The 17711-nt window shown below is 66.4% G+C and carries 24 protein-coding genes; 19 read left to right on the forward strand and 5 right to left on the reverse strand.

The window, feature by feature from the left end; translation table 11 throughout:
- Positions 1 to 4: 4 nt before the first annotated feature.
- Genes fliQ through ACEN9G_RS05825 form a run of 4 tightly spaced genes read right to left on the reverse strand, consistent with a single transcriptional unit; the run spans position 5 to position 2275 of the window.
- Positions 5 to 274 (reverse strand): flagellar biosynthesis protein FliQ, encoded by a 270-nt coding sequence (gene fliQ / locus ACEN9G_RS05810; RefSeq protein ID WP_036235061.1) that lies wholly within the window; start codon positions 272 to 274, stop codon positions 5 to 7.
- 11 nt (positions 275 to 285) lie between these two features.
- A complete protein-coding gene (gene fliP / locus ACEN9G_RS05815) occupies positions 286 to 1053 on the reverse strand; it encodes a flagellar type III secretion system pore protein FliP (protein WP_413341625.1) in 768 nt (255 codons plus the stop codon).
- Positions 1050 to 1415 carry a FliM/FliN family flagellar motor switch protein gene (locus ACEN9G_RS05820; protein ID WP_413341627.1) on the reverse strand — a complete coding sequence of 122 codons (366 nt, stop codon included), beginning with the start codon at positions 1413 to 1415 and terminating at the stop codon, positions 1050 to 1052. Before ACEN9G_RS05820 ends, fliP begins: the two co-directional genes overlap by 4 nt.
- Before the next feature lie 5 nt (positions 1416 to 1420).
- On the reverse strand, positions 1421 to 2275 hold the full coding sequence (locus ACEN9G_RS05825; RefSeq protein WP_413341629.1) for a FliM/FliN family flagellar motor switch protein: 855 nt from the start codon (positions 2273 to 2275) through the stop codon (positions 1421 to 1423).
- Positions 2276 to 2624: 349 nt separating this feature from the next.
- Between ACEN9G_RS05825 and fliE the strand changes: the two genes are divergently transcribed.
- Genes fliE through ACEN9G_RS05910 form a run of 17 tightly spaced genes read left to right on the forward strand, consistent with a single transcriptional unit; the run spans position 2625 to position 16159 of the window.
- On the forward strand, positions 2625 to 2972 hold the full coding sequence (fliE, locus tag ACEN9G_RS05830) for a flagellar hook-basal body complex protein FliE (protein WP_413341631.1): 348 nt from the start codon (positions 2625 to 2627) through the stop codon (positions 2970 to 2972).
- Between the two features lie 16 nt (positions 2973 to 2988).
- Positions 2989 to 4743, forward strand: a complete 1755-nt coding sequence (gene fliF, locus ACEN9G_RS05835) for a flagellar basal-body MS-ring/collar protein FliF (RefSeq protein ID WP_483126487.1) — start codon at positions 2989 to 2991, stop codon at positions 4741 to 4743.
- Positions 4724 to 5746 carry a flagellar motor switch protein FliG gene (locus ACEN9G_RS05840; protein WP_413343258.1) on the forward strand — a complete coding sequence of 341 codons (1023 nt, stop codon included), beginning with the start codon at positions 4724 to 4726 and terminating at the stop codon, positions 5744 to 5746. The genes fliF and ACEN9G_RS05840 overlap by 20 nt, the downstream gene beginning before the upstream one ends.
- Entirely contained in the window at positions 5743 to 6435 is a 693-nt protein-coding gene (gene fliH / locus ACEN9G_RS05845) for a flagellar assembly protein FliH (protein WP_413343260.1), read from the forward strand. Before ACEN9G_RS05840 ends, fliH begins: the two co-directional genes overlap by 4 nt.
- On the forward strand, positions 6432 to 7748 hold the full coding sequence (gene fliI, locus ACEN9G_RS05850; RefSeq protein ID WP_413343261.1) for a flagellar protein export ATPase FliI: 1317 nt from the start codon (positions 6432 to 6434) through the stop codon (positions 7746 to 7748). Before fliH ends, fliI begins: the two co-directional genes overlap by 4 nt.
- Entirely contained in the window at positions 7745 to 8197 is a 453-nt protein-coding gene (fliJ, locus tag ACEN9G_RS05855; RefSeq protein WP_413343263.1) for a flagellar export protein FliJ, read from the forward strand. Before fliI ends, fliJ begins: the two co-directional genes overlap by 4 nt.
- 14 nt (positions 8198 to 8211) lie before the next feature.
- The gene (gene fliD / locus ACEN9G_RS05860) at positions 8212 to 9669 is read left to right on the forward strand and encodes a flagellar filament capping protein FliD (protein ID WP_413343265.1); all 1458 of its coding nucleotides are present in this window, start codon (positions 8212 to 8214) and stop codon (positions 9667 to 9669) included.
- Between the two features lie 10 nt (positions 9670 to 9679).
- On the forward strand, positions 9680 to 10069 hold the full coding sequence (gene fliS, locus ACEN9G_RS05865; RefSeq protein WP_413343267.1) for a flagellar export chaperone FliS: 390 nt from the start codon (positions 9680 to 9682) through the stop codon (positions 10067 to 10069).
- A complete protein-coding gene (locus ACEN9G_RS05870; RefSeq protein ID WP_413343269.1) occupies positions 10062 to 10391 on the forward strand; it encodes a hypothetical protein in 330 nt (109 codons plus the stop codon). Before fliS ends, ACEN9G_RS05870 begins: the two co-directional genes overlap by 8 nt.
- 2 nt (positions 10392 to 10393) lie before the next feature.
- A complete protein-coding gene (locus ACEN9G_RS05875) occupies positions 10394 to 11545 on the forward strand; it encodes a flagellar hook-length control protein FliK (RefSeq protein ID WP_483126488.1) in 1152 nt (383 codons plus the stop codon).
- A gap of 51 nt (positions 11546 to 11596) precedes the next feature.
- A complete protein-coding gene (locus tag ACEN9G_RS05880) occupies positions 11597 to 12058 on the forward strand; it encodes a flagellar basal body-associated FliL family protein (RefSeq protein WP_413344439.1) in 462 nt (153 codons plus the stop codon).
- A 23-nt stretch (positions 12059 to 12081) separates the two neighbouring features.
- Positions 12082 to 12813: a FliA/WhiG family RNA polymerase sigma factor gene (locus tag ACEN9G_RS05885; RefSeq protein WP_413344443.1), complete on the forward strand. Its 732-nt coding sequence runs from the start codon at positions 12082 to 12084 to the stop codon at positions 12811 to 12813.
- Positions 12814 to 12839: 26 nt separating this feature from the next.
- Positions 12840 to 13730 carry a flagellar motor stator protein MotA gene (gene motA / locus ACEN9G_RS05890; protein WP_056123405.1) on the forward strand — a complete coding sequence of 297 codons (891 nt, stop codon included), beginning with the start codon at positions 12840 to 12842 and terminating at the stop codon, positions 13728 to 13730.
- 13 nt (positions 13731 to 13743) lie between these two features.
- Complete coding sequence (locus ACEN9G_RS05895; protein ID WP_413344441.1) at positions 13744 to 14712, forward strand: flagellar motor protein MotB; 969 nt, start codon at positions 13744 to 13746, stop codon at positions 14710 to 14712.
- A 29-nt stretch (positions 14713 to 14741) separates the two neighbouring features.
- Positions 14742 to 15017 carry a flagellar biosynthesis anti-sigma factor FlgM gene (gene flgM, locus ACEN9G_RS05900; protein WP_483126489.1) on the forward strand — a complete coding sequence of 92 codons (276 nt, stop codon included), beginning with the start codon at positions 14742 to 14744 and terminating at the stop codon, positions 15015 to 15017.
- A gap of 4 nt (positions 15018 to 15021) precedes the next feature.
- Positions 15022 to 15450: a flagellar export chaperone FlgN gene (flgN, locus tag ACEN9G_RS05905; RefSeq protein WP_413341033.1), complete on the forward strand. Its 429-nt coding sequence runs from the start codon at positions 15022 to 15024 to the stop codon at positions 15448 to 15450.
- Complete coding sequence (locus ACEN9G_RS05910; protein WP_413341031.1) at positions 15437 to 16159, forward strand: glucosaminidase domain-containing protein; 723 nt, start codon at positions 15437 to 15439, stop codon at positions 16157 to 16159. Before flgN ends, ACEN9G_RS05910 begins: the two co-directional genes overlap by 14 nt.
- Here ACEN9G_RS05910 and flgA read toward each other — a convergent pair.
- A complete protein-coding gene (gene flgA / locus ACEN9G_RS05915) occupies positions 16149 to 16820 on the reverse strand; it encodes a flagellar basal body P-ring formation chaperone FlgA (RefSeq protein WP_483126490.1) in 672 nt (223 codons plus the stop codon). The genes ACEN9G_RS05910 and flgA overlap by 11 nt on opposite strands.
- A gap of 115 nt (positions 16821 to 16935) precedes the next feature.
- Here flgA and flgB point away from each other — a divergent pair, with 115 nt between their 5' ends.
- Both flgB and flgC read left to right on the forward strand, forming a co-directional pair.
- The gene (flgB, locus tag ACEN9G_RS05920; protein WP_056123393.1) at positions 16936 to 17295 is read left to right on the forward strand and encodes a flagellar basal body rod protein FlgB; all 360 of its coding nucleotides are present in this window, start codon (positions 16936 to 16938) and stop codon (positions 17293 to 17295) included.
- A gap of 10 nt (positions 17296 to 17305) precedes the next feature.
- A complete protein-coding gene (flgC, locus tag ACEN9G_RS05925) occupies positions 17306 to 17710 on the forward strand; it encodes a flagellar basal body rod protein FlgC (RefSeq protein WP_036235094.1) in 405 nt (134 codons plus the stop codon).
- The last annotated feature ends 1 nt before the right edge of the window (position 17711 follow it).

A 17711-nucleotide genomic window follows, 5' to 3' on the forward strand; every position in this document is an offset into this window, starting at 1 on the left:
AGCATCAGCCGACCAGGGTCGCGGCGCGCTGGAACACGCTCACGCAATAGTCCATCAGTTTGCCGGTCATCCAGTGACCGGCGAGGATCAGGGCCACCAGCGTCACGAGGAGACGCGGCAGGAAGCTCAGCGTCTGCTCGTTGATCTGGGTGGCGGCCTGCACGAGGGCGACGATGACGCCGGCCACGAGGCCCGGCACCACCAGCACCATCACGAGCAGCATCACCAGCTGCAGGGCTTCGACGACGAAGTCGACGGCGATATCAGGAGTCATGGGAATGAATGCTAGATGCCGTGGATGCTGCCGACCAGCGTATTCACGGTCAGGGTCCAGCCATCGACGAGCACGAACAAGAGGAGCTTGAACGGCAGCGAGATGACGAGCGGCGAGAGCATCATCATGCCCATCGCCATCAGCACCGACGACACCACGAGGTCGATGATCAGGAACGGAATGAACAGCATGCAGCCGATCTGGAACGCGCTTTTCAACTCGGACAGCACGAACGCGGCCAGCTTCACGGTGAAACCGCGGTCCATCGGCTTCATCTCGGCCGGCTCGCCCGCCAGGTGCGCGATCTGGGCCAGCGCCGTCTTGCTCGTCTGGGCCAGCATGAAACGCGACAGCGGCACCTCGGCGATCTTGAGCGCCTGCTCCAGCGAGATCTTGTCCTTGTCGTACGGGACGAAGGCCTCGTTCCACACCTGCTCGCCGATGGGACGCATGACGAGCAGCGTGAGGATCAGGGCGACGCCGGTGATGATCCGGTTGGGCAGGCCCTGCTGCAGGCCCAGGGCCTGGCGCAGCAGCGACAGCACGATCACGAAGCGGGTGAAGCTGGTCATCATCATGACCATCACGGGCAGCAGCCCGAGGATGGTCATCAGGACCAGGATCTGCGACTTCACCGTGAGGCCGCTGGACGAGCCGGGGATCACGCCGGGCAGCACGTCCGGTGCGGCCCATGCGCCTGCGCTGGCCAGCAAAAGAACGGCGCCCGCGATGGCGGGCGCGTAGCGGCGCAAACCGGCGCCGCGGCATTGCAACGTCATGACGCGATCAGGTCCAGGTTGAGGCCGTCCAGATCGATCACCTTCAGGCCGTACTGCTCGCCCGCGACGACCACTTCGGCGCGCCCGATGGCGGCGCCGTTGACCTTGATGACGAGCGGCTCGCCCGCCATGGCGTCGAGCGGCAGCACGCTGTCCGGGCCGATCGCCATCAGTTCCTGCAGCGAGATGCGGGCCGAACCCACTTCCAGCGTCAGCGTCACCGGGATGCGGCGCATCATCTGCGGCAGGCGCGGCGCGGCTTTCGGTGCCGCGGCCGCGCTTTGCTTGCCTTCTGCGGTTTCTTCCGCCAGCTCGTCGTCGATGAGGATGTCGTCACCAGCGAATTGATCGTTCAGGTTCATGTTGATTACTCGGCGTCTTCAAAAGAGGTTAAACACAGCTTGCCTTTGTGCTCGGCGACGGCGGCGGTAAACAACCGCGCCTCGTCGAGCAGGACGTCGGCCCGGCCCACGTTCACCGGAATCACGTCGCCCACCTTCAGGTCGAACAGTGCGCCCAGGGTGATTTCCTTGCTGACCAGGCGGCCGTCCAGTTTGACCTGAAGCCTGGTCGCAAGGGGCTCGGCCGGACCGCGCGCGGCGGCCGGGCGGCCAGTTTCCAGGCGCAGCGTGCCCAGGATCATGGCCATCAGCTGCTGGTCGGGCGCGATCCAGAACTGGCCAGTGTTGTCGTTGTTATCACGGACCTGCACGCGGAGGGCCCAGTTGCTCTCGCCGGGCATTGCCGAAGGCACCACCGCATTGGCCTGGATGGGCCGCGGCGCCACCTCCATTGCCACATTGGCAGCGACGCGTGCATACAACAGATCGACCATTTGTTGCGTCAGTACGACGCCCAATCTTTCTTCGGTGGCCGTCACGCGCTCGGTTTGCGGGTCCCGCTGAGTTGCGCCGGCGCCACGTCCACCGTAGCGTCGCTCCAACAGTGTCAGTAATAAACCACGCTCGAAAGTCACCGCGACGGTGCCCAACGCACCCAATACGGCCATCCAGCGCAGGCTATTTTCTTGCGGCACGCGGCCGAATTCAACGGTTTCGAGACGCCATCCGGCCCAGTAACGGCGCGCGCTGCCCTGCAGGGCAGTGTCCAGGTCTTCCTGGAGACGCGCCGCAAACTGGGGCAGCAGATGTACCGGACGCCCTAGAAGACAGGGGTCGAGCACTTGGTGCTGCAGGGTGGTGTCGGGGTTTGCAATCGGCATGGTCAAATTAAAAAAATGATAAGCAGAGATGCTTTCTTTTCATTCCTCTGGGCAACAATTATACCCGGGAAATTGTGTCACGCCATTTGATTTTCCCCTTTGAATTCGCCATTGCCCTACGGTAAGATGTGGTTACTGCGCCGGGGAAAACAAACTACACTCTGGGATCGGACGAAACCGCTGCTATTCTCCTCGGTTCCGCGAGAGAAACCAAGCCACAGTACGACACTGAAAATTTAACAATTTTCTAAATGTCAACGTTTCTTGCAGAAAATGAAACGACCGCATTCGCAGCAAGATTGACTAAAAGTTACAATCCGCAAACTTAAGCATGGGAGCGATGAACACGATGGGAACTGAACTTGCCGGCCTGATCCGGGCCGACCTGGCAGCCCTTTCCAACGATGCCAACCGCCTCGCCAGCGTGGCGCCGGCGGCCAATGCCGGCCACCCCACCCTGGGCGATGGCACCGGCAACTTCTCCTTCGCGCAGAGCATGAAGAATGCCCTCGTCAGCGTGGACCAGGACCAGCAGGTGGCCAACCAGAAGATGGCCGACGTGGACAGCGGCAAGAGCGACGACCTGGTCGGCGCCATGCTGTCGTCGCAGCAGGCCAACCTGTCCTTCTCCATGCTGATGCAGGTCCGCAACAAGGTGATGGGCGCCGTGGACGAGCTGATGAAGCTGCCGGTGTAACGGGAACGAACCGATCGTGATTGCTACTCTCAAGTCCGCCTTCGGCGGCAAGCGCCTGGCCCTGCCGCCCGCGCTGACCAGGAACCTGACCCCGATGCTGGTGCTGGCCATCGGCATCACCGCGGCCGTCATGCTCTACATGTGGAACGACCAGGCCGGCTACAAACCGGTGTTCGGCGCCCACGAGAAAGTTGTCGCCAGCGACATGATGAGCGTGCTCGACGCCGAGCACGTGCCCTACCGCATCCACCCGGATTCGGGCCAGGTCATGGTGCCGACCGGCCAGCTGGGCAAGGTCCGCATGCTGCTGGCCGCCAAGGGCGTGACCGCGCAGCTGCCGGCCGGCCTGGAGCTGATGGACAAGAACGACCCGCTGGGCGTGTCGCAGTTCGTGCAGGACGTGCGCTTCCGCCGCGGCCTGGAAGGCGAGCTGGCGCAGTCGATCCAGACCCTGGACGCCATCGCCTCGGCACGCGTGCACCTGGCCATCGCCAAGTCCTCGTCGTTCGTCGCCAGCGACGGCGACAAGTCGTCCGCCTCCGTCGTGGTGGCGGTCAAGCCCGGCCACACGCTGTCGAACGAACAGATCGCCGCGATCGTCAACATGGTCTCGGGCAGCGTCGCGGGCCTGGCGCCGGCGCGCGTGTCGCTCGTCGACCAGAACGGCAACTACCTGTCGTCGCGGGTGGACCTGACCGAAGGCTTCGATGGCGCCGCCCAGGGCGATGCCGCCGCCAAGCGCTACCAGGATGAAGCGCGCGCCAACGTGGCCGGCCTGCTCGGCCCCGTGCTCGGCGCCGACAACTTCAAGGTCAGCGTGACGGCCGACGTCGACAACGACAAGATCGAGGAAACCCAGGAGAAATACGGCGCAGACCCGAAAGTCACCAGCGAAGCGATGCGCGAGGAGATGGAAAAGAGCCGCATGGCGCTGGGCGTGCCGGGCACGCTGTCGAACCGTCCTCCGGTCGCCGCCAATCCGCCGGCCGATCCGAATGCCGCTGCCAACGGCGCCGCCGCAGACCCGAACGCCAAGGCGGACGATGGCAGCGCACGCAAGAACGCGACGACGCGCCAGTACGCCTACGACCGCGCCATCACGCAGATCAAGCGCTCGCGCGGCCGCCTGAAGAAGCTGTCGGTGGCGGTGGTGCTGAACAACGCCAGGGCCGCGACGCCGAAGACGGGCTGGACCCCGGCCGAGATCGCCAACATCGACAAGATCCTGCGCGGCGGCCTCGGCATCGACGCCACCCGCGGCGACGTGCTGACGGTGTCCGCGCTGTCGTTCCCGGCCCCGGTCGCGGTCGAGCCGTGGTACCAGGAGCGCGACAACATCGTCGACATGGTCCGCTACGGCATGTATGCGCTCGGCGCCCTGCTCGGCTGGCTGCTGGTCCTGCGTCCGCTGATGCGCATGCTGAACCAGCGCGTCGCACCGCAGCAGGCAGCGGCAGCCGCCGCGCCGAACCTGGCGACCGTCCAGGCCGGCGCAAGCAACGCCCTGCCGGGTGCCGTGCACAGTGCCGGCGCGCTGCCGGCCCCGGGCGCCACCGCGGCGGCGGCCCTGACGGACGAAGCGGCGGCAGCATCGACCAGCGGCACGCTGCCGGTCCAGGCGCTGCTCGAGGAATACGATTTGCCTCCGGCCGGCTCGGCCGTGGATGTGATGGTCGACCACCTGAAAGTCCTGGCGGGCAAGGAGCCGGAGCGGGTGGCGGAAGTGGTCAAACAATGGGTGCAAAAGAAAAATGCCGGATCTGAACAATAACGACGTGCAGGAAGCAGTGCTGAGCCCGGTCGAACAGGCCGCAATCGTATTGCTGTCCATTGGTGAAGAACCGGCTGCGGCCGTTCTGCGCTGCCTCGAACGCGAGGAATTGATCGAACTGACCCAGGTGATGAGCCGCATGAGCGGCATCAAGGTCGACGCCGTGAAGAACTCGATCCAGAAGTTCTTCGACGACTACCGCCAGCAGAGCGGCCTGCACGGCGCTTCGCGCAGCTACCTGAAGCGTTCGCTCGACCTGGCCCTGGGCAGCGAGATCGCCAATTCCGTGCTCAACACGATCTACGGCGACGCCATCCGCCCGATGATGGCGCGCCTGCAGTACGCATCGCCGAAGTGGCTGGCCGACTACATCGCCGCCGAACACGTGCAGATGCAGGCCGTGTTCCTCGCCTTCCTGCCGCCCGCGCTGGCCGGCCAGATCATCGATGCGCTGCCGGAAGGCAGCCGCGAGATGGTCCTGCTGAACCTGGCGCGCCTGGAAGAGATCGACCGCGACCTGCTCACCGAGCTGGAAGAGCTGGTGCAGCGCTGCCTGTCCGCGCTGGACACGCAGAGCGCCACCGTGGAAGGCGTGCGCCAGGCGGCGGACATCCTGAACCGCCTGCCGAACAACCGCGCCACGATGGTCGAGCTGCTGCGCGCGCACGATCCGGATGTCGTGTCGAAGATCGAGATGTCGATGTACGACTTCTTCATCCTGTCGAAACAGACCGAGCAGACGATCACCCGCCTGCTCGACGAGATTCCGCTGGAGCAGTGGGCGATCGCGCTCAAGGGTGCCGAACCCGCGCTGCGCGACGCGCTGCTCGGCGCGATGCCGAAGCGCCAGGCACAGAGCTTCGAGGACCTCATGAAGCGTTCCGGCCCGGTGCCGATGTCGCGCATCGTGCAGACGCGCCAGGAGATCATGGCGCAGGTCAAGGAGCTCGTCGACAACGGTGAGATCGAAGTCCAGCTGTTTGCCGAGGCGACTGCCGAATGAAGCAGTTCCGGCCTTATCACTTCCCGCCGCTGGCGCAGTTCATCGCCGCCGGCGCGGCCAAGGGCGCGCAATCGTCGTCCTCCGCCACGCCGACCGAGGACTGGCAGAGCGCGGTGGCCGACGGCTATCGCCAGGGCCAGCGCGAAGGCTATGAAGTCGGACTGGACGAAGGCCGTGCCGACGGCTATGACGCGGGCCATGCCGAAGGCGTGGAGCGCGGCATCGCCGAAGGCCGCCAGCAGGCGCTGGCCGAACTGGAGCAGATGGCCAAGCCGGTCGACGCCATGCTGCGCAGCCTGAAGAAGATGAAGACCGAATTCCGCAACGCCCAGCGCAAGGAAGTGGTGGACCTGGTCGGCAAGATCGCCCGCCAGGTGATCCGCGCCGAGCTGGCGCTGCAACCCGTGCAGATGCTGAACCTCGTCGACGAGGCGCTGGCCGCGATGCCGCCGACGCGCGACGAGGTGGAAGTGTTCATGAATCCGGAAGAACTCAAGCGCATCCAGGAACTCGATCCGAAGCGCGCCAAGAAGTGGAACCTGATGTCCGATCCCGCCCTGGACCTGGGCGAGTGCCGCGTTCGTGCGGGCGACCATGAAGTGGACGCCGGCTGCCAGAACCGCCTCGCCGCCTGCATGACGCAAGTCCGCGAAAGCCTGGACTCGGCCGCGAAGGAGGACGCCGAGTGAGCGCACTGGCCGAAACCCTGCGCGCGCTCGAGATCAAGGCCCCGCCGGTCGCGACGCCCACCGGGCGCCTCGTCGCCGTGCAGGGCCTGCTGCTCGAAAGCGTGGGCTGCCGCCTGCACACGGGCCAGCGCTGCCGCGTCGAGACCGTCGACGGCTCGTGGCTCGACGCGCAGGTCGTGGGCTTCCGCGACAAGGTCACGTACCTGATGCCGTTCAAGCAGGCCGACGGCCTCGTGACCGGCGCGCGCGTGCTGCCGGCCACGGGCCCGTCCAGCATCCAGATCGGCCCGTCGTGGATGGGCCGCATGGTGAACGGCCTGGGCGAACCGATCGACGGCCGCGGCAAGCTGGGTGGAGAGGAAACCCTGTCGACGACGCCGCCGAAGGTCAACCCGCTGCGCAAGGCCCCGGTGGAAGAACCGCTGGACGTCGGCGTGCGCGCGATCAATTCGATGCTCACGCTCGGCAAGGGCCAGCGCGTCGGCCTGATGGCCGGTTCCGGCGTGGGTAAATCCGTGCTGCTCGGCCTGATCACGCGCCAGACCGTGGCCGACGTGATCGTCGTGGGCCTGATCGGCGAGCGTAACCGCGAGGTGCGCGAATTCGTCGAGAAGTCGCTCGGCGCGGAGGGTTTGCGTCGAGCTGTCGTCGTCGTGGCGCCGGCCGATGAAAGCCCATTGATGCGCGTGATGGCGACGGAACTGTGCCACTCGATCGCGGCGCATTTCCGCGACCGCGGCCAGAACGTGCTGCTGCTGTGCGATTCGCTGACGCGCTATGCGATGGCGCTGCGCGAAGTGGCGCTGTCGCTGGGCGAGCCGCCGGCCACGCGCGGCTATCCGCCGTCGGTGTTCTCGAACCTGCCGCAGCTCGTCGAATCGGCCGGCAACGGCGAAAACGAACAGGGCAGCATGAGCGCCATCTACACCGTGCTGGCGGAAGGCGACGACCAGCAGGACCCGGTCGTCGACAGCGCCCGCGCGATCCTCGACGGCCACATCGTGCTGACGCGCGAACTGGCCGAACGCGGGCACTACCCGGCGATCGACGTGGCGCAATCCATCAGCCGCTGCATGGCGCAGGTGGTGACGCCGGAACACTCCCAGGCGGCGCGCAAGCTGAAGGCCGCGCTGGCGAAGCATGCGCGCGTGCGCGACCTGATCCCGCTCGGCGCGTACCAGCCGGGCGCCGATCCGGAAACCGACCGCGCCGTGAAGCTGCACCCGCACATCGAGGCGTTCCTGTGCCAGGGCACGCGCGAAGACGCGCCGTTCGCGGACTGCGTCGACCAACTGAAAGCGATGATGGCATGAGCAAGCGCGAGACGATCACCAGCCTGGACACGCTCGTACGCGTGCGCAGCACCGAAGTGGAACGCATGCAGACGGCGCTGGCGAAGAAGGAGGCGACGCGTGCGCGCTACCAGGCCAGCGTGGAGCGCCTGACGGCGTTGGCGGAAGACAGCGGCCCGTCGGGGCAGCCGGCCGGCGCACGCGCGCTGTCGCCGGCGCTGGCCATCAACTGCGGCAATTACAAGCAGGCCGTGTTCGCGCTGGCGGATACGCACCGGACCGACCTGCAGTTGCACGAGGCCGACATGGCCGTCGCGCAGAAGCACCTGGCCCAGGCCTGGACGCGGCGCGAGCTGCTGGGCAAGGTGCTGGAGCAGCACGAGGTCGCGTATGCGCGTGCGCAGGAACGCACGCAGCGCAAACGCGAAGACGAGATCGCCACGCAGTCGTGGCTGGCAAAGAACGTATAAGCAGGAGAACCGATATGGCAACGAGCGCGATCACCGCCCCCACCTACGACCCGACCAGCACCGCCAAGGCCCTGGCCGACAAGTACATCGAAGGTGCACAGACCCAGCTGACCACGCAGACCAATACGGCGAACGCCACGGCCAAGGCCCTGACGACGCTGAGCTCCGCGATCTCGGCTTACCAGACGTCCCTCGCCAGCCTGGCCGGCGTCGGCAAGTCGATGCTCGCCCAGAGCGCCACGTTGTCCGACACGACGCTCGGTACGGCCACCGCCAACTCGACCGCGGCGCCCGGCGCCTACAGCGTTTTCGTCAAACAGGTGGCCACGCCGAGCCAGATCGCCTACAACCTGGGCGACTTCGACCTGAGCGCGGAACAGCAGCCCGATGGCACCTACCAGCCCGGCGTATTGAAGCTGAACCTGGCCGACCCGTCCGACCTTGCCGCGACCCCGGTCACCATCAACGTCGACCTCGCCGCCGCCGATGCGGACAAGAACGGCACGCTCACCGCGCGCGAGCTTGCGGTGGCCATCAACCAGTCCGCCGACAATGGCGGCAAGGTCACGGCCGGCATCGTCACGATCGGCACCGGCGCCAGCGCGACGTCGCGTCTCGTGCTGTCGTCGACGAAAACCGGCGCGGCGAACACCATCTCGCTCGATACGACCGGCGTGCTCGACGCCAACCTGCAGTCCGCCCTGAACGCCGCGCCCACGGTCATGAGTACGGCCCAGGACGCCATCGTCAACTTCGGCGATCCCACCGATCCCACGACGGAAGTCACGCAGGCGTCGAACATCTTCACGAACATCGACGGCGTATCGTTCACGGCGACCAAGGCCCAGGCGCCGGGCGCCACGCCGATCACGCTGACGGTGGGCGGCAACGCCACCGGCACGACGGCGAACGTGCAGGCGTTCGTCGACGCCTACAACAAACTCAAGAGCGCACTCGACGGCCTCCTCTCGTCGGGCGATGCCAAGAACAACGTCGCGGCCGGCGCGTTTGCTCACGACGCGGGCGTGACCGCGCTGCGCAACCGCGTCGTCGACCTGCTGCGGCCGAGCGGCGTGCTGTCGCTGGCCAGCTACGGCATCACGGCCGCGCACGACGGCACCCTCAGCCTGGATTCGGCGCGCCTGCAAAAGCAGCTGGCCGTCAATCCGACCGGCCTCGACACGCTGATCGGTACCGCCAGCACGTCGGCACCGAAAGGCATCGCGGGCTCGCTGAACACCTACCTGAACATGTGGAGCAACACGACCAGCGGCCAGATCCAGCAGCGTACCGACGCCAACAGCAAGCTGCAGTCGCGCCTGACCGAGCGCCAGACGGACCTCGATGACAAGTACAACGCGGCCTACCAGCGCTACCTGAAGCAGTACACCGCCCTGCAGGCCCTGCAGTCGACCATGCAAAACAATTCTTCGATGTTCAGCGCGCTGTTCAACAGCAGCTCATCCAACTGAGAGATTCGAGATGTCTTATACCGAAGCCTACAGCAGCTATCACGCCACCAGCCTGGACGCGCAAACGTCGCGCGCCTCGCCGATCGAACTCGTCCTGGTGCTGACCGATGGCCTGCTCGACGAACTGGCACGCGCCCGCGCCCACATCGTGGCCAAGCGCTACGAACAGCGCGCCCACAGCATCAACAAATGCGTCGACATCATCAACGGCCTGTCCAGCTCGCTCGATTTCGAGACCGGCGGCCAGGTCGTCGCCAACCTCGCCAACCTGTATGACTTCTGCGTCACGCACCTGCACGGCGCCGGCATCAAGCAGGACCCGGCGATGATCGACGAGGTCGTGCGCATCCTGACCACCATCCGCCAGGGCTGGGCCGGCGTACAGGCGCGCAATGGCTGACAGGACCGACCGGCTTGCACCGCTGGCGCTATTAGGCAATGCCCTGCAGGACGCCGCCGCGCGCCAGGACTGGGACCGGCTGGGCGAACAGGCCCGTGCCCTCTTCCCGGCCTTGAACGCGCTCGCCGCACAGGGGCCGTGGACCGCCGGGGAACGCGCCGCGCTGGAACGCGTGCGTGCCCAGCACGACACGGCCGCGCGCGAGGTGGCCGCCGCCGCGCGCGCGCTCGAACCGCGCCTGGAAGAGATGCGCGCCAACAAGGACGGCTGGATCGCCTACGCGATGCACAGCGAAACAGAATCAGGCGCAAGCCAGGAATGACCATGATGCTCAACACCGCAAACCCGTCCACGTCGGCCCCGCCGGCCGCCAAGCAGGCGAATGCCCCGGCTGCCGCCAAGGATGCACCGACCGCGGCGGCACCCACGCAATCCACGGCCGACGGCGCCGCGCCGGCACCGGGCAAGACGTTCGCCCGCTGGCTCGGCCTGCAGAACGGCGCCGGCGCACCGGCGCCGACGGACGCCGCGGATCCGGCAACGACCGCCGCCGCCGCGCAAGCGAGCGCGCCCACCGACGCCGCGACCGCCGCCGCGACCGACACTGCGCCGGCCGACGACGCCGCCACGCCGGACAATCCCCTGCTGGCCGCGATGACGATGCCGCTGATGCCGCTGTCGCCGCAACAGGTCACCCAGGCGGTGCAGGCTGCCCAGGGCGGCGCGCACACCGGCACGGACGAGACCGTCAAGGCCGACACGCCGGCGCAGCCGCTCGCAGTCTCGGGCCAGGAGGCCCGCCGCGCTCCGGTGGCCCTGCCGCAGGCTGTGCTCGCGCAAGCCGCCCAGCAGGATGCGACCGCCGCCAACGTGCGCCTGGCCGTCCAGGGCAATGCCGCCAACGGCAACGCCGGTACCGGCGGCCAGGACGCCGCGACGGACGGATCCGGCGCGCAGGGCGTCCAGCCGGGCAGCGCCACGGCCGCGCCGGTCGTGGGCGTCGTGACCTTGCCGGCTGCCCAGCCGGCCGCCGACACCGTCAAGCTGGCCGGTCCGCCGACCGCATGGCGCCAGACTCTGCAGGAAACGCTGGGCGACCGCCTGAATGTCCACGTCGCGGGCAACGTGCAGCAGGCCACGATCAGCATCGAGCCGCCCCAGCTGGGCCGCATTGACATTGCGATCCGCCACAGCGCCGGCATGCTGGAAGTGAACATCTCGGCCTCCAACGGCGACGTGCTGCGCCAGCTGCAGACCGTCAGCGACAACCTGCGCAACGATTTGTCGCAGCGCCAGTACACGGAGGTCGCCGTGACGGTGACACCGGCACCCAGGAACAATGCGGCGCCGTTCGGCGACCCGCAGCAGCAGGGCCGCGGCCGCCAGCAAGGCCGCGACCAGGACAACGAGCCCGGACGCGGTCTGGCCGAGGCCGGCAACCCCGCGTCCGTATTCAATCTCGGCCGCGACTCGTAAGCAACGGACGAATCGACAGCGCTTTCGGGCGCAAGTACCAACATGAGCAAAATGAAAATGATTATTGCCATCGCCGGCGCCGTGATCGTGAGCGCGGCCGGTGCGGGTGGCGCGGTCTGGTGGTTCATGCCCAAGCCCGCGGCAGCCGCCGGCGCGGCGAAAAAAGCGGAAGCGGAAAGGGCCAGGGAAGGCAAGCCGGTCAAGTACGTGACGCTGGACAAGGTCATCGTGATGCTGCGCCGCGGCCCGGACGACGCCGACACCCACTACCTGTCGACCGACCTCGTCTTGTCGACGGAAGCGGAGAAGGAAAAGGAAACGAAGGAAAACCTGCCGCTGCTGCGCAGCCTGGCGGTGCGTACCCTGTCGGCCTACACGATGAAGGAAGCGGCCGGCATGACGGTGGAACAGTACGCGGAAGAACTGAACAAATCCTTCGACGCCAATTATGAGCATGAGCACACGGAAAAACCGTTCGTGCAAGTCATGATCGGCAAGCTGATCATCGAATAACCATCGGGGACAACGTGGGTTACATGACCGACTACGCCGACAGCTACGCCAGCAGCGAATATGCCGACGCCGCCATCCACGCGGCCATGAGCGCGGCCGAAGAGCAGAAACATCTCGTCGCCTATGCGCCGCTCGTCAAGCGCATCGCGCGCCAGCTCACGTCGCAGGTGTCGGGCGCGATGGGACGCGAGGACATGGAGCAGATCGGGCTGATGGGCCTGCTCGAAGCGCTGCGCCGCTACGGCATCCCGGACACCGGCTTCTCCAGCTACGCGTCGCTGCGCGTGCGCGGCGCGATCCTCGACGAGCTGCGCCGCCAGGACTGGCGCCCGCGCGCCGTGCGCCAGGACAGCCACAAGATGCGCGACGCCGTGCGCGCCCTAACCCGCAAGCTCGGCCACGAGCCGAACGACAAGGAAGCGGCGGAGGCGCTCGGCATCAGCCAGGAAGACTGGCGCCAGTTCCTGCTGGATGACGTTGCCGAGGAGCTGCTCAGCTTCGACGACGTGCTGCAGGAAGCGACCGAGCGCGCCCACAACGCCCCCGGTCCGGAAGAACAGTTCATGGTACGCCGCAGCCTGGAGCAGGCACTGGGCGCCCTGAACGAACGCGAGCAGCGCGTGATCCAGATGATTTATGAATTCGAGCTCAGCTACAAGGAAATCGCGGCCGTGCTCGACCTGTCCGACGCCCGCGTCTGCCAGCTCAACAAGAGTGCGCTGGCCAAGATGAAAGCGGCGCTCGCCCAGGCCTGAACGACCAGACAAGAAAGGTAATAACAATCATGCAAATCCTTGGCATTCTCATCGTGCTCGGTGCCGTGTTCGGCGGCTACCTCATGATGGGCGGCAGCGCCCTCGCCATCTGGCAACCGACCGAGATGCTCGTCATCTGTGGCGCCGCCGTCGGCGCACTCGTGCTGGGCAACCCCAAGCACGTGCTGGCCGAACTGTTTTCCCAGGTCAGGAAGGTCGCGAGCAAGCACAAGCACGACTCCGAATTCCAGCGCCAGCTACTGCTGCTGATGTACGAACTGCTGCAGACGGCCGCGGGCGGCCTGAAGGCACTCGACGCCCACGTCGAGGCGCCGAAGGACAGCCCGATGTTCCAGCGCTATCCGCGGATTCTCGAAGAACCGAAGCTGCTGGCGTTCATCGTCGACAACTTCCGCCTGATGGCAATGGGCAAGATCAACGCCCACGAGCTGGAAGGCGTGCTCGAACAGGAACTCGAGGCCATCCACGACGAACTGACCCAGCCGTCGAAATCGCTGCACAAGATCGCCGAGGCAATGCCGGGCTTCGGCATCCTGGCCGCCGTGCTGGGCATCGTGATCACGATGAACTCGGTCGGCGAAGGGGCCGACACCGCCGAGATCGCCGAACACGTCGGCGCCGCGATGGTCGGCACGTTCATCGGTATCTTCTTCTGCTACGGCGTGCTCGACCCGATCTCCGGCATGATGAAGCAGCTGGTCAATTCCGAAGCGTCGACGATGGAAACCGTGAAGGTCGTGCTGTGCACCCACGTCGCCGGCAAGCCGCCCCTGCTGGCGATCGACGCGGGCCGCCGCCTGATCCAGCTGAACACCAAGCCCAGCTTCGCCCAACTCGAAGCGTGGATCAACGCGATGGCCGACGGCGAGGACGCCGGCGCCAGGCGCAAGGCCTGATCTGGAGCGATAAGTGCAAGCAACCAAGAAAGTCGCCGCCGAAAAGCACGAAGCGACCATCGTCAAACGTGGCGGCGGCAAGCATTACGACGACGAACACGGCGGCGCGTGGAAGGTCGCCTTCGCCGACTTCTGCATGGCGCTGATGGCGCTGTTCCTCGTGCTCTGGCTGATCGCCGCGCGCGAAGCCCAGCAAACCAAGAACATCGTGCGCGACAACACGGCCAGCGGCCTGCTCGAAGGCACGGGCGGCAAGCCGGAAATCAAGTCGAGCCCCGCCGGCAGCCTGATCGAACGCTTCCAGCTCCCGAAGAGCAACGGCGGCGCCGAAGGTCCGGCGGCCGGCGCCAGGGCGAATACGCAGACGGTGCGCACGAAGTACGAATCGCCGTCCGAACTGGCCGCGCTGGCGCACCAGCTCCAGCAGATGAGCGCGGACGCCGGCCTCGCGTCGAACCTTGCCACCGTGATCACGCCGGACGGCCTGCGCGTGATGTTGCACGACACCGACCGCCAGGGCATGTTCGTGCGCGGCAGCCCGCTGCCGACCGCCAAGTTCGCAAAACTGTTGCGTGCGATGGCACCGCTGTTCGAAAAGATGGAAAATCAGATGTTGATCGTAGGCCACACGGACTCCTTGCAGTACACTAAGGCCGGACCGACCAGCTATTCCAACTGGAGCCTGTCGGTCAACCGCGCTCTGGCTGCGCGGTCCGAACTGCTCATCGGCGGCATGCGCAGCGACAGCATCCTGCAGCTGGTCGGCATGGCCGACCGCGCCCCGATCGACGCGGCCCATCCGGATGCTTCGGCCAACCGCCGTATCGAATTGTTAATCCTGACCAGCAAGCAAGCAGCTGCCATCAAGACCATGTTCGGCACCCCGGCGGATACCGCAGCCCTGACGTCCGACGCGTCCACGTCCAAAACGGACGATCCGGCGCTGAAGGACCTGCGCAGCCAGATGGTAAAGAAACCATGACGATTCAATCGAAAACCCGAGGACCACGCATGAAGATTTCCAGTGCCTCTTCGCCTTCCGTCTCGATCGCCCCGCAGGTGGGCGGCGCCGCCGCGCCGGCGGCGGCCCCGGTCGCGGCCCCGGCGGGCAACGACGCCCTCGAATCCGCCGTGCTGCAGCCGGCCCAGAAAGCGCTTGGCGCCCTGCCCGACTTCGACGCCGCCCGCGTGGCCGAGCTGCGCGACGCGCTGGCCAAGGGCGAACTGCCGTTCGACGCGGGCCGCCTGGCCGGCCTGATCCAGCGCTTCCACGGCAGCAAGGCGTGAACCCATGAGCCGCATGACCCGCGACCAGGCCGTCGCGCGCCTGCTGGACGGTGTCCAGGCCGACCTGACCGCCTGCGGCACGATCCGCGACCTGCTGGAACGTCAATTCCAGGCCGCCATGCGCCACCGCGGCACCGAACTGACGCTGCTGGCCGAAGCCCTCACGCCCGAGCTGGACGCGATGGAGCAGCGCCGCCAGCAGCGCGTGCAGCTCGTGCGCGCCCTGCTGGGCCCGCAAGCGACGATGGACGACCTGTTCGGCAGCCTGCCGGCGCCGCAGCGCACGTGCGGCCAGGCCGACTGGGAACAGCTCGAGACGCTCGTGCGCGACTGCAAGCAGGCGACGACGCGCAACGGCAACCTGATGGCTGAACAATTTACGATCATGCAACGCCTGCTGCACGGCGAAGACGATACCTATGCGCCACGCTGAATTCACGACGTCGATCCCCTCGTTGACCCCGACCGCGGCCACCGCGCCCACCGCGCCGACCGGCAACGGCGGCGGCAAATTCGGCGGCATCTTCAACGAGGTGCAGGGCGAAGTCACCGACTTCATCCAGAACGGCGGCGGCGATTTCGCGCCGAGCGCACAGCTCAGCGCGGAGGGCCGCATGTGGGCCGCGCGCAGCCAGGGCGCAACGGCGGCCCTGATGGGCGGCGATACCGACGCGTCGCCCGACCAGCAGGCTTTCCTGGAAAGCATCGCGCCATGGGCGAAAGAAGCGGCCGACAAGCTGGGCGTGGCACCCGAGCTCGTCTCCGCGCACGCCGCACTGGAATCCGGCTGGGGCCAGCGTCCGCTGCGCAATGCAGACGGGAGTTCATCCTATAACCTGTTCGGCATCAAGGCCGGCGCCAGCTGGAAAGGCGATGTCGCGCAGTCCGCCACCACCGAATACGTCGGCGGGGCCGCCATCAAGACGAGCGCGAAGTTCCGCGCCTACCCGGACCAGGCCAGCGCCTTCCGCGATTATGCGCAGATGCTGATCGACAACCCGCGCTTCCGTGGCGCACTCGGCGCCGGCGCCGACGCCCAGGCCTTTGCCGCCGGCCTCGCCAAGGGCGGCTATGCCACCGACCCCGCTTATGCGGCCAAGCTGTCGCGCCTGGCCGGCAAACTGCAGAACATCAGCGGCTGATCGCCATGTCGATCGGCTCAACCGTGCCGGGTCCGGCGACGCGCATGCGCACGACTTGCCCGCTGCCGGCGTTGCGCACGCGCACGACCGCACCCTTACTGCCCGCATCCAGTGCTTCTCCGGCCATGCTGACTTCGATGCCTTCGCGCCGCGCGATCATCATGACGGCATCGCCGCGCTTCACCAAAACGGGGCTGCTGAGCTGGCCGCTGCGCAAAATGTCTCCTGGACGCAACATACGACGAGACATTTGTCCGACCGCGTCGGCCGGATTACTGATCGGATCGGCAATGTTGGAAATATCACGCCGCTCGATCGTGACTTGTGCATCCGTCAACGCTTCGTTGGCCGCCACCGGCGCCGCCGTGATCGCGACCATGGCCGTCACGCGCGCGCGGACGACGTACTCGTACCGCCATCCGGGCGTGTCCGGACAGCGCGCCACGAAGCGCATCCTCTGGGGAAAACGGGTATCGAGCGGTTCCACGGCCACTGGCTGGCTGCACGGCGGCGCCGGCCGCGCGGTCACGACGGCAATCTCGAATTGCGGTTCGGTCAAGCCGGACGCGGCCATCTGTCTTTCCAGTTCGGCACGGGCCGATTGCTCGATTTGCATGGGAATCGACGGCGTCGCCGCTTGCGCGAACGCAGAAAACAGCATGAGTGATGAAGCGGCAAGGGTTGCCTTACAGAAAGCAATCATTAGAGAATAGTGGCTGCGGAAAAAATCTGATTCTAACCAATCATCCGAAGTTCAACCGACAGGAGTTCCCGACATGACGATTAATTTCAAAGATGCACTGGGTGTGCATGCCGACGCGCTGGAACTGCGCGCCGAGCGCACCAAGGTGCTGGCGGCGAACATTGCCAACGAGAGCACGCCCGGCTACACCGCCCGTGACATCGACTTTGGCGCCATGTTGCAGGATCGTATCGACACCGAGAACGGCGAGCTCAGCCTGAGCGACGACCAGCCCCTGTACCGCGTGCCCTACCACCCGAGCGCCGACGGCAACACCGTCGAGATCGGCGTCGAGCAGGCCGCGTTCGGCCAGAACTCTTCCGATTTCAATACCAGCCTCACCTTCATCAACATGCAGTTGCGCGGTCTGGCAAAAGCCATCAACGGTCAATAACAGGTCAACAATGGGCTTCAAGGATATTTCCCAGATCGCCGGTTCGGCGATGGCGGCGCAGTCGGTGCGCCTGAACACGATTGCCAGCAACCTGGCCAACGCCGACGTCGCGGCCGGCTCCGAAGCGGAAGCGTACCGCGCCCGCAAGCCGGTCTTCGCGGCCGTCATGGGCAACAACGCCAGCGCGGGCGTGCAGGTGCTCGACGTGGTCGAGAGCGCCGAGCCGCTGCGCCGCGTGCACGAGCCGGGCAACCCGAAGGCCGATGCCGACGGCATGGTCTATTACACGAACGTCAACGAAGTGTCCGAGATGGCCGACATGATGTCCGCCAGCCGCGCCTTCGAAACCAACGTCGAAGTCCTCGGACGCATCAAATCCATGCAGCAGTCGCTGCTCAAGCTGGGAGAATCCTGAA

It is taken from the genome of Massilia sp. Masssp94, assembly GCF_059491305.1.

Coding starts and splice junctions, on each gene's coding strand:
- fliP (WP_413341625.1), bottom strand. CDS start 1,053: ATGACGTTGCAATGCCGCGGCGCCGGTTTGCGCCGCTACGCGCCCGCC.
- fliH (WP_413343260.1), top strand. CDS start 5,743: ATGAAGCAGTTCCGGCCTTATCACTTCCCGCCGCTGGCGCAGTTCATC.
- ACEN9G_RS05910 (WP_413341031.1), top strand. CDS start 15,437: ATGCGCCACGCTGAATTCACGACGTCGATCCCCTCGTTGACCCCGACC.
- flgN (WP_413341033.1), top strand. CDS start 15,022: ATGAGCCGCATGACCCGCGACCAGGCCGTCGCGCGCCTGCTGGACGGT.
- fliS (WP_413343267.1), top strand. CDS start 9,680: ATGTCTTATACCGAAGCCTACAGCAGCTATCACGCCACCAGCCTGGAC.
- flgC (WP_036235094.1), top strand. CDS start 17,306: ATGGGCTTCAAGGATATTTCCCAGATCGCCGGTTCGGCGATGGCGGCG.
- fliD (WP_413343265.1), top strand. CDS start 8,212: ATGGCAACGAGCGCGATCACCGCCCCCACCTACGACCCGACCAGCACC.
- ACEN9G_RS05875 (WP_483126488.1), top strand. CDS start 10,394: ATGATGCTCAACACCGCAAACCCGTCCACGTCGGCCCCGCCGGCCGCC.
- ACEN9G_RS05825 (WP_413341629.1), bottom strand. CDS start 2,275: ATGCCGATTGCAAACCCCGACACCACCCTGCAGCACCAAGTGCTCGAC.
- fliE (WP_413341631.1), top strand. CDS start 2,625: ATGGGAACTGAACTTGCCGGCCTGATCCGGGCCGACCTGGCAGCCCTT.
- ACEN9G_RS05840 (WP_413343258.1), top strand. CDS start 4,724: ATGCCGGATCTGAACAATAACGACGTGCAGGAAGCAGTGCTGAGCCCG.
- ACEN9G_RS05870 (WP_413343269.1), top strand. CDS start 10,062: ATGGCTGACAGGACCGACCGGCTTGCACCGCTGGCGCTATTAGGCAAT.
- flgB (WP_056123393.1), top strand. CDS start 16,936: ATGACGATTAATTTCAAAGATGCACTGGGTGTGCATGCCGACGCGCTG.
- fliQ (WP_036235061.1), bottom strand. CDS start 274: ATGACTCCTGATATCGCCGTCGACTTCGTCGTCGAAGCCCTGCAGCTG.
- ACEN9G_RS05880 (WP_413344439.1), top strand. CDS start 11,597: ATGAAAATGATTATTGCCATCGCCGGCGCCGTGATCGTGAGCGCGGCC.
- fliJ (WP_413343263.1), top strand. CDS start 7,745: ATGAGCAAGCGCGAGACGATCACCAGCCTGGACACGCTCGTACGCGTG.
- flgM (WP_483126489.1), top strand. CDS start 14,742: ATGAAGATTTCCAGTGCCTCTTCGCCTTCCGTCTCGATCGCCCCGCAG.
- ACEN9G_RS05885 (WP_413344443.1), top strand. CDS start 12,082: ATGACCGACTACGCCGACAGCTACGCCAGCAGCGAATATGCCGACGCC.
- ACEN9G_RS05820 (WP_413341627.1), bottom strand. CDS start 1,415: ATGAACCTGAACGATCAATTCGCTGGTGACGACATCCTCATCGACGAC.
- flgA (WP_483126490.1), bottom strand. CDS start 16,820: ATGCTGTTTTCTGCGTTCGCGCAAGCGGCGACGCCGTCGATTCCCATG.